Source organism: Beduini sp., assembly GCF_047239305.1.
In the GTDB taxonomy this organism is placed as follows: domain Bacteria; phylum Bacillota_I; class Bacilli_A; order Erysipelotrichales; family Coprobacillaceae; genus Beduini.
This window is the reverse complement of the sequence record NZ_JBKTEM010000002.1, coordinates 466,336-478,658: the sequence shown is the minus strand read 5'-3', so window position 1 is coordinate 478,658 and position 12,323 is coordinate 466,336. Positions and strand designations below refer to the sequence as shown.

General features: G+C 39.2%; 11 protein-coding genes. 2 read left to right on the top strand and 9 right to left on the bottom strand.

The window, feature by feature from the left end:
* Nucleotides 1–7: 7 nt before the first annotated feature.
* From ACLRVU_RS06050 to kdpA, 4 genes are read right to left on the bottom strand one after another with little or no spacing between them, the layout of a single operon-like run.
* Entirely contained in the window at nt 8–892 is an 885-nt protein-coding gene (locus ACLRVU_RS06050; protein WP_412891143.1) for a hypothetical protein, read from the bottom strand.
* A complete protein-coding gene (gene kdpC / locus ACLRVU_RS06045; protein ID WP_412891142.1) occupies nt 889–1,494 on the bottom strand; it encodes a potassium-transporting ATPase subunit KdpC in 606 nt (201 codons plus the stop codon). Before kdpC ends, ACLRVU_RS06050 begins: the two co-directional genes overlap by 4 nt.
* A gap of 11 nt (nt 1,495–1,505) precedes the next feature.
* Nucleotides 1,506–3,575 (bottom strand): potassium-transporting ATPase subunit KdpB, encoded by a 2,070-nt coding sequence (kdpB, locus tag ACLRVU_RS06040; protein WP_412891141.1) that lies wholly within the window; start codon nt 3,573–3,575, stop codon nt 1,506–1,508.
* A gap of 15 nt (nt 3,576–3,590) precedes the next feature.
* The gene (gene kdpA, locus ACLRVU_RS06035) at nt 3,591–5,327 is read right to left on the bottom strand and encodes a potassium-transporting ATPase subunit KdpA (RefSeq protein ID WP_412891140.1); all 1,737 of its coding nucleotides are present in this window, start codon (nt 5,325–5,327) and stop codon (nt 3,591–3,593) included.
* A gap of 210 nt (nt 5,328–5,537) precedes the next feature.
* Here kdpA and ACLRVU_RS06030 point away from each other — a divergent pair, with 210 nt between their 5' ends.
* Nucleotides 5,538–6,005, top strand: coding sequence for a GNAT family N-acetyltransferase (locus ACLRVU_RS06030; RefSeq protein WP_412891139.1), 468 nt, complete (start codon nt 5,538–5,540; stop codon nt 6,003–6,005).
* Here the strand turns inward: ACLRVU_RS06030 and ACLRVU_RS06025 are convergent.
* Both ACLRVU_RS06025 and ACLRVU_RS06020 read right to left on the bottom strand, forming a co-directional pair.
* The gene (locus ACLRVU_RS06025; RefSeq protein ID WP_412891138.1) at nt 6,002–6,502 is read right to left on the bottom strand and encodes a 2'-5' RNA ligase family protein; all 501 of its coding nucleotides are present in this window, start codon (nt 6,500–6,502) and stop codon (nt 6,002–6,004) included. The genes ACLRVU_RS06030 and ACLRVU_RS06025 overlap by 4 nt on opposite strands.
* The gene (locus ACLRVU_RS06020; protein WP_412891137.1) at nt 6,492–6,950 is read right to left on the bottom strand and encodes a GNAT family N-acetyltransferase; all 459 of its coding nucleotides are present in this window, start codon (nt 6,948–6,950) and stop codon (nt 6,492–6,494) included. The genes ACLRVU_RS06025 and ACLRVU_RS06020 overlap by 11 nt, the downstream gene beginning before the upstream one ends.
* A gap of 161 nt (nt 6,951–7,111) precedes the next feature.
* Between ACLRVU_RS06020 and ACLRVU_RS06015 the strand changes: the two genes are divergently transcribed.
* Nucleotides 7,112–7,744, top strand: a complete 633-nt coding sequence (locus tag ACLRVU_RS06015) for a CatB-related O-acetyltransferase (protein WP_412891136.1) — start codon at nt 7,112–7,114, stop codon at nt 7,742–7,744.
* A gap of 37 nt (nt 7,745–7,781) precedes the next feature.
* Here ACLRVU_RS06015 and ACLRVU_RS06010 read toward each other — a convergent pair whose 3' ends face one another.
* The 3 genes from ACLRVU_RS06010 to ACLRVU_RS06000 form a co-directional block, all read right to left on the bottom strand.
* Entirely contained in the window at nt 7,782–9,128 is a 1,347-nt protein-coding gene (locus ACLRVU_RS06010) for an MATE family efflux transporter (protein ID WP_412891135.1), read from the bottom strand.
* On the bottom strand, nt 9,121–9,963 hold the full coding sequence (locus ACLRVU_RS06005) for a GNAT family N-acetyltransferase (protein WP_412891134.1): 843 nt from the start codon (nt 9,961–9,963) through the stop codon (nt 9,121–9,123). The genes ACLRVU_RS06010 and ACLRVU_RS06005 overlap by 8 nt, the downstream gene beginning before the upstream one ends.
* 111 nt (nt 9,964–10,074) lie before the next feature.
* Nucleotides 10,075–12,321, bottom strand: coding sequence for an ABC transporter permease (locus ACLRVU_RS06000; RefSeq protein WP_412891133.1), 2,247 nt, complete (start codon nt 12,319–12,321; stop codon nt 10,075–10,077).
* Nucleotides 12,322–12,323: the final 2 nt, after the last annotated feature.

Genomic DNA, 12,323 nt, shown 5'->3' with positions numbered 1-12,323 from the left:
AAGAAGATCAAAATCTTCTTCTCACCGGAAATAATATTTTCAAAAATAGTTTTTCCCCTTCTGCCGCCGAATGACTATCCAACAACAGTCGCTGATCATGCTTATAAATTTCAAAATGCCGAGAAGTCAAAACAACTCTGATTTCGCAGTGGAGTAAGGCCATGCGTAAGGACATTTCTAAACGAAACAATTCCAGATGCGAAGTACTTTGTTCAAATAAAGATAATTCATAAGGAGTCACTTGTTCATTCAAGAAAATCTCCCATAATTTAGCTAACTGTTTTAACGATAAGGCTTCCTTCAATAATTCATTTCGTTGTTCCGATTCTTCTAAAACAATATAATCATAGTAATAAATATCTGTTTCTGTTTCAAACAAATCTTTTTCTTTAAGCTGGTTTTTCCAATAAGGTTCTACAGCGATCAACGGTTTGGAGAAATCCCATTTAGTTAAGACAGACTTGACGAACCTCCCCGTGACTTCATTTGAAAAGTTCATTTGCAGATGAATGGCATAGAGCTGAAAAAAAGGATTCCCGGAAATATTCTGATAGGTAACCGTTAATTGTTTTTCCTTGGCATGAAACATTAAGCTGGCTGGTTCATAGGCTTCACTGACACCGTGAACCGTTAATTCAAATTCATCTTGCAATGTATAAAGGAGCTCTTTATATTCGTGACTGAACATGCTGCAATCCATGCAGGAATTAGGAAACAGCAGCCAAAGCTGTGTTGTTTCCTCTAAACTCACAACCTCGCATTTCGCATCAAAATCTCTGGCTAAGCCCAAGATCAAATAAAACAGATTCTTTATTTTAGACTCGGAGAGCGTTTCTTGGAGAATAGGATATTCTCTGCTTAGTACCTCATGCATAGGATAAATTACTGTCATTTTAGGATGCCATCCAATGCCAAATTAACTTTCAGCACATTGACTACCGGTTCTCCAAATATCCCTAAAAATCTTGAAGTTGTATAACGATCAATAATAGCTTCCACTTCCTGAGAAGTTAAATGGCGCTCAGCTGCAATACGTTCTATTTGATATTTAGCGGCAGCTACCGAAATCTGTGGATCCAGCCCACTTCCTGAGCAGGTAACTAAATCTACGGGGATTGGATTTCCTGCCTGATCGGGGTGTGCTGTTTGAATTTTCTTTACTCTGTCACTAACCAGCTGTTCATATTCTTCACTTGTCACTGCTAGATTAGAGGGGGCTCCATAAGCTAGAGGCTGTCCCGATGCATCAGTAAAAGTTTGAATATCCACATTCATGATACGTCCCCATAAATACTTATTGTCACTAAATTGCTGGGCTAATAAGGCACTGCCGTATTTCTTTCCATCAATTTCAATGATACTGCCATTGGCAGTATGAGGAAACAGCAGCTGTGCAATACCGGTCACACTAAATGTGTAAAGTCCACCACACAGCACAGTGAGTATTAAGGCAAAAGCAGTCATCTTTCTAAAAATCGGTAAAATAGTTTTCATGTGTAGTCCTCCTATACGATCCCTAATGCAGTAATAATCATATCAATAAACTTGACTGCAATAAATGGAGTGATAATCCCACCTGCTCCAAAAATGAGCAGGTTTCTTGTCAATAGCTTTGATGCAGATACTTCACGGTATTTAACCCCCTTTAAGGCAAGCGGAATCAAAGCGATAATAATCAGGGCATTATATATAACAGCAGAGAAAATTGCACTTTCCGCACTATGAAGATGCATGATATTTAAAGCACCTAATCCCGGATACAGACCCATGAATAATGCCGGAATAATCGCAAAATATTTAGCGAGGTCATTGGCAATGCTGAAGGTTGTCAGGCTGCCGCGTGTCATCAGCAGCTGTTTACCGATACGGACAACTTCAATCAGCTTTGTCGGAGAAGAATCCAAGTCAACCATGTTACCGGCTTCTTTTGCTGCCTGCGTTCCGGTGTTCATTGCGACTGCCACATCCGCCTGTGCCAAAGCCGGAGCATCATTGGTTCCGTCTCCTGTCATAGCGACTAAGTGTCCTTTTGCTTGGAAATCACGAATCATCTGCAGCTTGCCTTCCGGTGTTGCTTCTGCTAGGAAATCATCCACCCCTGCCTCAGCGGCAATGGCTGCGGCAGTCAATGGGTTATCCCCTGTAATCATGATGGTTCGAATCCCCATTTTTCTTAGATCAGCAAATTTTTCCTGAACTCCCTGTTTAATAATATCTTTCAAATAGATAACACCTAGAATTTTAAAATCCTTTGTCACAATCAGTGGTGTTCCGCCTTTATGAGAAATTTCCTCAACCACCTGCTGACATTCCTTTGAATAATTATGCCCATGAGCTTCCACATATTCTTTAATCGCATCCATCGCTCCTTTGCGAATTTCCAAACCATTCAGATTCACTCCGCTCATTCGTGTTTTTGCACTGAAAGGAACAAATTCCATGTTTAATTCATGCAGATTACGTCCTCTGATATTAAACTTCTCTTTCGCTAAAACGACAATACTGCGCCCTTCAGGTGTTTCATCTGACAAGGAAGAAAGCTGAGCAGCATCTGCCAATTCTTCTGTGTCTGCACCATCTACCGGAATAAATTCACAGGCTTGACGATTTCCTAAGGTAATTGTCCCCGTTTTATCTAACATCAAAATATCCACATCTCCAGCAGCTTCGATGGCTCGTCCGCTCATCGCTAGTACATTCGCCTGATTTAAGCGGCTCATACCGGCAATACCGATAGCAGAAAGCAACGCTCCAATCGTAGTCGGCGCTAAACATACGAGCAATGCGACTAAAGATGTTACTGAGATGGGATTGGTGATCCCTGCTAACTTAGCCGAAAAAACAGAATAGGTATAAAGAGATACGGTGACTAACAGAAAGATAATGGTCAAGGCAATCAGAAATATCTGTAATGCAATTTCATTAGGCGTTCTTTTTCTGGCTGCCCCTTCCACCATTGCAATCATCTTATCTAAAAAACTTTCTCCGGCAGCATGAGTCACTTGAATCACCAGATAGTCAGAAATCAAAGTCGTTCCTCCGGTAACTGCACTGCGGTCTCCGCCGGCTTCACGAATCACAGGAGCCGATTCTCCGGTAATGGCACTCTCATCGACAGAAGCAGCCCCTTCGATGACATCCCCATCTGCAGGAATCTGCTCCCCGGCTTCCACATAAACAATATCTCCTTTTTTCAAAGCTGTGGAATAGACGTTTTCAATCTGATCTTTACGATCTATAGAAGGAATGCGATGCGCTTCGACATCCCTTTTTGATGCACGCAATGCATCTGCCTGAGCTTTTCCGCGCCCTTCAGCAATCGCTTCTGCAAAATTGGCAAATAAAACCGTAAACCACAGGATCACTGTAATGCCAAAGATAAAGATTGGTGAAGCATCGCTGTATCCGCATAATGAAGCAAGCCACAGCAAAGTCGTTAAAATAGAAGAAAGATAAACCAAAAACATAACCGGATTTTCTTTCTGTGTTTTAAAAGACAGTTTAATAAAGGAATCTTTAATTGCCCGTTTTATCATCTTATGGTCGATAAAGCTTTTCTTATTTTTCACATTCATTGTATTCTCCCCCTATCACATACCAAAGAATTCGGCAATCGGTCCCAATGCTAATGCTGGAAAGAAGCTTAATGCCCCGATCAACACAATAACAAAGATCAGCAGCCCGACAAACATTGCATTATGAGTAGCTAAGGTGCCTGCCCCTGTCGCTATTTTTTTCTTTTTTACTAAGCTTCCGGCTATTGCCAGTGTAGCTAATATCGGAGCAAAGCGGGCAAAAAGCATAGATAACCCAGTGCTTATATTCACAAAGATCGTATTCGCATTGAATCCGGCAAAGGCAGAACCGTTATTTCCCCCAGCAGACGTATACGTATACAATAATTCAGAAAAACCATGCGCACCGCTGTTATTTAAACTATCCGCTACAGATGGCACTATTGCGGCAATACCGCTTCCTATCAGAATCGCAATAGGAGTCGCTAAGCATAAAACAACTGCCATTTTCATTTCATAAGGCTCTATTTTCTTGCCAAGATATTCCGGTGTTCTGCCCACCATTAATCCGGCAATAAATACCGTTAGAATGACAAAGCCAAGCATTCCATATAATCCGCAGCCAACGCCGCCAAAGATGACTTCCCCTAACTGCATTAAGATCATTGGAATCATTCCTCCCAGCGGTGTATAGCTGTCATGCATCGCATTAACCGAACCATTTGAAGCCGCTGTCGTAAAAGCAGTCCAAGTTGAAGAAGCAGCAATACCAAAACGGCTTTCTTTTCCTTCCATGTTTCCGCCTGATTGCTGATTGGTCGTAAGATCGACGGTTTGATTTTGAGACAGCTGCGGTGTTGCCATCTGTTCATTGACAACAATGGCAGATGTCGCTAAAGTTAAAACGATAAACATCGCCGCAAAGATTGCCCTTCCTTGCCGACGATCATGAATATTACGTCCGAAAGTAAAGCATAAAGCTGCCGGAATTAATAAAATAGAAAGCATTTCAATCACGTTTGTCACATTATTTGGATTCTCTAAAGGATGAGCCGAATTAGTGCCGTAAAAGCCCCCGCCATTTGTACCTAACTGCTTAATCGCAATCTGACTTGCTGCCGGTCCCAACGGAACTACCCCTTTTTCAATCACTGTACCATCTTCTAAAACAATCGGTTCTACAAGATCAATTTGTTCATAACCCTTAAAATTCTGAGAAACGCCTTGAGAGGCTAAGACAACAGATGAAACAAGAGATAAAGGAATCAAAATATAAAGAATAATACGTGTCACATCCTGATAGAAATTACCTAGTCCCTGTTTTTGAACCTTTATAAAACCACGAATCAAAGCAAATAATACAGCAATTCCCACTGCTGCCGAGACAAAGTTCTGCACAGTTAATCCCATCATTTGTGTAAAGTAGGATAAGGTGCTTTCTCCTAAGTAAGCCTGCCAGTTGGTATTCGTCACAAAACTTGAAGTCGTGTTAAAAGCTAAGTCCCACCTGACATTCTTCAAGCCTTCAGGATTTAGTGGAAGAACCCCTTGTAAAACCTGTATGCCAAATAAAAGAATAAAGAAGATACCACTGAAAACTAAAACGCTAACCGCATATTTTTTCCAGTTCATCTCATCTGTTACATTCACTCTTAACAATTTATAAATCCCTTTTTCGATAGGCGTTAAAAGGCGGCTTAGAAATACCTTTTCCCCATTCATTACTTTCCCGATATAATTGCCTAACAAAACTGCTAATACAATTAAAATAATTAAATAGAATGCTATCTGAATCCATACCGATGTCATCATTTGTCCCCCCACAATAATATTTTAACCAGATACATCAGAAAGCCTAAAGCGGCGATCCCAATGCCTATGACAATCCAATTCATGTATAACCCCTCCTTATTACGTTTTCAGTCTAGCATAGCAAAAATAAGAATAGTGTTAAGGAACTATTATCCGTATTAAGATCGTATTAATATTAAAATCGTGTTATCATAATAATGAGGTGAAACAATGATACGATTATTACCCGCCAGTAAAAAAAACAGATCGGATTTGCTGAAGCTGAGCCTTCTTCCTAATCAGACGCATTTTATCGAATCGGTGGAGGATTGTTTAAAAGAGGCCGATGCCTTATCCTTATGGAGACCTGTCGGCATCTACGACGATGACACATTGATCGGCTTTGCCATGTATGGATTATGGAAAAAAGAAGGAGATCACGGACGTGTCTGGCTGGATCGCTTTTTAATTGACAAAAGTCAGCAAAACAAGGGATATGGCAAAAAAGCATTGATTGCTTTGATTCAGCATATTTTTGAAAGCTATGGTTATGATGAAGTGTATTTAAGCTTATATGAGGATAACACAGTGGCTTTAAATTTATATAAAAAGCCGGGGTTCTCTTTCAATGGAGAAAAAGATATACACAATGAACGAATTATGGTATTAAAAAAGACAGCTTTTCAAAGCTGTCTCTAAAGAGCATTATCGCTCTTTTTTAGTTTTATAGAACAAATCTGTCGAACAGGAAAAAATTCATAAAGATACAAACGATCTACTTTTCCGACAAACGCTTTAAATGTTTTTGATAAAACAGAGGAAGCCTTAATGATCATATCCGGTTCACTGATCAGCATAGTCGTATGCGCTGTCCAATTCCAGCTGTCGCCAAATCGTTCTTTAAGTTTAAGCAAAGAAAAGCTGACATCTGGTGATATAAACAGCACCTTAGCCCCACCAAATATGCCGATATGATTGAATGTAATGGGGAAAGCCTTAATATCCTCAGCCGCACCTATCATCGCTTTTTTTATTTCTGCTTCTCTTTCAGTTGGAACACTGCATAATGTGATGTGATGAGGCAGTCCTTTCGTTTCCTGAGTTTCAAAATGCTTCAAACATTCTTTGAGCTTGTCCAGCCGTTGTGAAGTTTGATCATCATAGCCTGCCAACACACAAAGCATTTTATCCGCCATTTTTCTTTCCTCTGATCTTTTTATTCATCATAATCATTTCATTGGAAGTCACATAGTTTTTTTTATGATAAAAGCCTTCTGTTCGCGGATCTTTTAAAGTCAATAGAATAATCTCATCAACGCCCTGCACTAACAGACGTTTTTCAAATTCCGCTAACAACTTGGTCCCATACCCGCCGCTTTGATGATGAGGATCGATGCAAAACTCTTTAATCTCGAACTTAATACCATCATAATATTGCTGTTGATTACCTAAAATAAAGCCAACTAAACTATCGTCCTGATACATCATCAAACCATAAAAATCGGGTGTCTTCGCCATCTGATTCAGACGCTTTTGCACACTCCACGCTTCCCAGTGATCATTCCATGGTTCCTGATTAAACGTACGGATATAGAGATCCGTTATTTTTGAAATATCCTCATCTTTCATTTCTATATAGGTCATACTAGATCTCCTTTCTTTTTATTCTGTTTCTATCCTCTCAAAAATCCATACCGATGTAAACCCTATTGTGATAAAATAAAAAATAGAAAGAAGGGATAGTGTGAAACGCTGCATTGCTGTAACTGGAATGATCAATAGTAACTAACAGAACAGGAGAAATAATGATGATTCCAGATAAAACAAAACTATATCCCCGTTTAGGAGATACACAAACTATTTATTTAAAAAACGCTGTTATGGATGAACGTATCCAAATTGGTGATTTTACAATCTATAATGATTTTATTCATGATCCAAGAGACTTTCAAAAGAATAATGTATTGTATCATTATCCTATTAATCAGGATCGGCTGATTATTGGCAAATTCTGCTCCATTGCCTGTGGTGCAAAATTTTTAATGAACAGTGCTAATCATACTTTAGATTCTTTATCCACATACCCCTTCCCCATTTTTTATGATGAATGGGAGCATGGCATAAGTCCTAAAGAAGCTTGGGATAATAAGGGTGACATTATTATCGGCAATGATGTTTGGATTGGCTATGAAGCAGTGATTCTAGCCGGTGTCACGGTCGGTGACGGGGCAATCATTGGCACTCGTGCCGTTGTGACCAAAGATGTTCCGCCATATACAATCGTAGGCGGTATTCCCGCTAAAGTCATTCGTCCCCGCTTTCCTAAAGAAGAAATTGAGAGACTTCTTGACTTAAAATGGTGGGATTGGTCGATTGATCAAATATCAAAGAATATTCACGCAATTTTGCATGGCGATTTTACTTCACTGACTAAATAGAAAAAAGGACTGATTTCAATGATGGAATCAGTCTTTTTTATAAGTAATGATATTTTTTTCTATACCCCAACAGTAGCACTCCCGCAAGGATCATCGTCATTCCCTCTGCAATCGGAACCGCCAGCCATACCCCATTCACACCAATATAAGCTGGTAAAATAAGCAATGCTGTGGTAATCAGACCGAATGTCCGTAAAAAAGATATGACAGCTGAAATTTTGCCATTAGACAACGCTGTAAACAGTGCAGATGAATAAATATTGAGCCCGCAAAAAAGAAAGCTGAATGAAAATAAAGAGAATCCATGACGAGCATAGAGATAAACTGTACTCACTTGATCTGAGAATAATCCCACTAATGCAGAAGTAAACAATTGTGCAAATATAAAGATTAAGACAGACGTACCTAAGATAAAAGACAGGCACATCCTCACCATTCTTTTTAGCCGATCATGATTTTGACTTCCGTAATTATAACTGATTATCGGAGCTGCTCCCATCGAAAAGCCAATATAGAGCGTCGTTAATAAAAACTGTGTATAGATAATAATCGTGATAGCAGCCACTCCGTTTTCTCCTAAAAGACGCATCATGATGCTGTTGAACAAAAAAGTAGTGACTGCCGCTGCTGCCTGACTTACCATTTCTGATGACCCATTCAAACAGCTTTCTAAAAGCATAGCCCCATCCAGTCGGGGCTTTTCAAAATACAGTCCTCCTTTATTTCGGGTAAAAAAGTAAAGTCCAATCACAGCAGGAATCAAATAACCAATCCCGGTTCCCAATGCCGATCCCCTGATCCCCATATTTAAAGGTACCATAAACAGATAATCCAATGCGATATTCACTGCTCCCGCTCCAATCGACAGGATCATTCCAAAAGCCGGTCTGCCGGCTGTTACAATTAAATTTTGAAACAGCATCTGCAGCATGCTGGCAGGAATAAAAAGCAGTAAAATCAATAAATAATCACGGCAGTAAGGATAAAGCACCTCACTGGCTCCCAATCCCCATATCATCGAGTTTAAAAAAAGTAAACCTAAACAGGTAATGCCAGCTCCCAATAGTAATCCCACTATTATGATTAAAGTAAAATTCTGACGTGCTTCTTTGTTTTTACCCTCTCCCATTTTGCGGGCAATAATCGCACTTGCTCCATTTGAAAGCATTGCTCCCACACCAACAATGATGTTAATGACCGGGCAGACAATATTAATAGCGGACAAGGCATCTGTATTCACCAAATTTGAAACAAAGATCGTGTCAACAATCGTATAAAGTCCCATAATAACCATCATGACCATTGAAGGAAAAGCAAATTTAAGCAGTCCTATAAAGTTATAATCTTTAGCTAATAGATTCACTGTATCTATTTCTTCATTCATCGGTTCGCTCCTTTATAAAAATCATTCTTTGAGTAGGGTAGCCATATTCTTTCAGCAATTCAGCTTCCGCAAACCCCAGATGCTCCCAAACCTTTCGATAACCAGGATCTGCTTTATCTCCTTTCCGAAAGGTTGTGATGCAAGGCGTTTGGTCGATAAGTTTTTCCCCAATAAGTTTTTCTAAAAAAGCTTTCGCAATGCCTTGTTTTCGATACTGAGGATGAACACCTAAAAATTCAATATTTCCACTGCTTCGATCAAAAGCCATCATCGCAATCAGCAAATGTTCCTCTTTAAGTATAAATACTTGTTTCTTTTCTATAAAGCTTCCTATACTTGCAAGATATTCCTCCTCTTGAAGATTAGGAAAACCATCTACAATCTGATACACCAGTTCTAAACACAAAGGCAAATCTTCTTTCACTGCCAGCTGAATGTGAGCCTGCCAGTCTCGTTGTTTAAGCTTAGGCTTTTCGCTTAGATTGAAGCGCAGCTGTAATGGGTAATATGCCTCGTTTTCCCGATATTGATAAGGTGTTTTCTTATACATTTCTTTAAAGATGGCACTGAATGCCTGCTGACTTTCATAACCAGCAAGAAGCGCAATATCTAAGATCGAATGATCAGAAAAGACCAACAGCTTTGCGGCTTCACTCAGCTTTCTTCTTACGATATACTCATGAATGCTGAGTCCGATTGTTTCACTAAAAATTCGATGCAGATGATACTTAGAATAGTGAACCCCCTGAGCCACCTGGTCGAGATCCAGCTTTTTAGTCAAATTTGCTTCGATAAAGTCAATGACGGATATAACACTGATCACTTTGTTTGACATCTTTTTCCCTCCCAACGCCAGCTATTATAACAAAAATAATATTCCTTCTTTTCATGAATCTTGCGGTTTTCCACTCACTATACCATAAAAACAGTATGTTGCCATACTGTTTTACTCGTTAGCTTTTAATGCTGCAACCATATCGATATGATAAACTTTTCTTGAAAGCAGACGATTGATCGCCCATGACAGCAGTAAAGTCCCTAAAATACTTAATAGATAAATAGAGATAGGAATATAAACAGTCATATCAATCGTTGCCTGAACGGTCGAAAGCAGCACTAAAATAAACTGATATCCCACCGGTAACCCCAAGATGATGCCGATCACACTCAGCCATAGATTCTGCTGAATCATCAGTCTGCGAATCCTTGAATCGGAAAAGCCAAGCACCTTTAATGTAGCCATTTCATAATAGCGTTCATTATAGGAAAGGGTTCCTAAATTATAAAGGATAACACTGCCTAATAACATTGCCGCTATGACAAAGACCGTACACATCATGATTGATGCCTGCATCATCGTATCTAACCCAGCCTGTAAATCTTCTTTGTTTTGAATACTAGTCGTAAATTCTGATTCTAACAAAGATTCATCCAAGGCATGTCCTATAATTGAGGTAGGTTGATAGACAATGCCTAAGCGTTTCATCTCTTCTTTTTTTATTGTTATCCCTTGATTAAGAGGAGTACGAATGATCGCTGTAATTGTGCTGGTCAGCCATTGGTCGCTGCCATTTAATTTCCATTGAAGCGAATCTCCGATATGGAGATTTAGATCATCCGCAATATTTTTAGAAACAGCCAGCCCATCCATCAGTTCGATTTCTTCTTTTTCATTTATCATCAGATGCAGATAGTGCTGAGACTCAAGTGCAGTAAAGGTGACAGAACGTGACTGCTGATCCTGCCGAATCTCGACACCGCTTTCCATTATTGTCTCCCCATCCATAAGTGCTTTGATTTTCCGGGTATAAGCTTCATCACTGAAATCACCGATTACTTTGGTCTCATAAGTTTGAACCGTATCCATGTTCCAAGCGGTCAAATGATTCATTGAAGTATAAAGTCCAAAAGCACCATAAAGTAAGGAAACACAGCCAATTACCCCAAGAACACTCATTATGCTTCGCAGTTTATTACGGAAAATATCACGTCCGTTCCATTGACTTGAAAAAGATAAATGCTGCCATAATGCACAAAATGGCAAAGGTCTAAATTTCTTTTCATTCGTATTGCCATTGATTATCTTAGCAGCGTTTCCACGCAGATACTTACGACAGATCAGAAAAGAAATCACACCACATAACAGTGTACAGCCTAATGGCAAAAGCCAAGTATAAGGCAGCAGCTGTGCTTTTAAATCCGGAATCGTATACATCTCATTCATAAAATTGAGCAGTAATGGCGGCAATGTTAGATAGCCAAGAAAGAAACCTGACAATGCCCCCATGAGACAGACAAAGGTACTATGCGTGATATAGTGAATAAACAGCTGCCGCTTATTAAAGCCTAATGATTTTAATACACCAATCTGCATTCTTTGTGAACTCAGCAGACGATGTAAAGTCGTCATTGTGACCAATGCGGCAATGAATAGAAAAGCACAAACAAATAAAATACCAATCTCTTTATGCTGATTGATCTCTTCACTAACCATTAAGTAAGCAGAATGATCTTTCTGCATCAGCAATATAGCTTGTGAAAAATGATCCTGAACTGCCGTTTTCAAATCACCTTTCCCTAAAATTAACAGCTGATTATATGCCATTGGGTAGGGAAAATAAGCTTTGCTCATTAAGGCAAATCCGCTGTTTTGATGATCTGGTACCATTTGCCCGTCATTAACACTATAGATATATTCGGGATGATACCCTAATCCTACAATTTCTTTTTCCAACTTTATTCCTTGATATTCTAAAGTGATCGTGTCATGTAGCTGATAGCTGTTTGCAGCTGCAAATTGTGCATCCAGCCAGATACCATCAATATCTTTTTGATAGCTTACACCCTCAATCACTTTAAACTTAGATAGTGTATCTTCCTCTTTTACATAAAGATCAATCGATTGTTTTTGATGGTTCGATACTGTTGTGGGAACAAGAATTCTTCCTTCAGCCTCCTGGATACTTGGATCATTTTTAAATTCCTCTATTTTATCTTCTTCAAACAGCGAACCATAAACCCAGCCATCAGCTAACTGTGTTTCTTCGATATACTGATTAAACTTTGACTGTAATCCATGGTATTCACTGGTGATCCCCGAAAAAATAAAGTTTGCCATAAACATCATTAAGAAAATAGCAATAAACGGTATTTTATTGACTTTAATGTCTCTCAGCATTTTTTTAATTAGCATAA